Annotated in this window: 1 protein-coding gene; it reads left to right on the top strand. The window is 37.2% G+C overall.

From position 1 onward, the window contains the following. A partial coding sequence (locus tag WH277_RS01745; protein WP_339504033.1) for a TagK domain-containing protein occupies nucleotides 1-639 on the top strand: 639 nt, incomplete at both ends.

The raw sequence follows: 639 nt of genomic DNA, 5'->3' as shown, positions 1-639 counted from the left end.
TGTCTGTATTATTGATGGGATCCCTGTTGAAAAGAACGAAATTCGCACCCTGAATTTAGGTTCAGAAATACAAATTGGCCATTATAATATTCAGGCAGTGGTCAGTGAGAGCACAACTTCTCTTGAAGATATGTTCTATACACTGAATGGTTATGAAACAGATAGAAGTAACACCCACACTCCTGAAATAGAAGATATTTTACCAAACGGTGCACATTATATTGCCGATCTAAATTACTCAAATGAGATGGTCTCGGAAAGAGTCATTGAGAATGATGCAATTAAACCGCTGGAAACTGAATATAAGAAATTCCTGATTTGGGGACACATCAACAACAACCTCTATAATAAGGACGGAAAAAAATCTCATTACGTTATTAATGATGACGGTTTCTTTGATGCTACTCGATCAGAGATGCAATCGAAAACCATCATGGAATGTATTCTGGATGCACCTTCATTGATTGATAAAGTCTGGGATGAGCTTGAAGTTGCTAACCTGCAGGATGATGTTCTGTATGAAGAAGAAAAATATGAAATATTAATGCTACTGGCGCCGGAAAAATTCACGGCAAAAGAGAAAAAAGTTATACCTGAACTTGCTTTCCAGGATCTTTATAAGATTGGACTGGACAGCCA

Source organism: Erwinia sp. MYb416 (assembly GCF_037479575.1).
Lineage (GTDB): Bacteria > Pseudomonadota > Gammaproteobacteria > Enterobacterales > Enterobacteriaceae > Erwinia > Erwinia rhapontici.
Note: the sequence above shows the minus strand (reverse complement) of the source record. Positions and strands in the feature narration are given on the sequence as shown.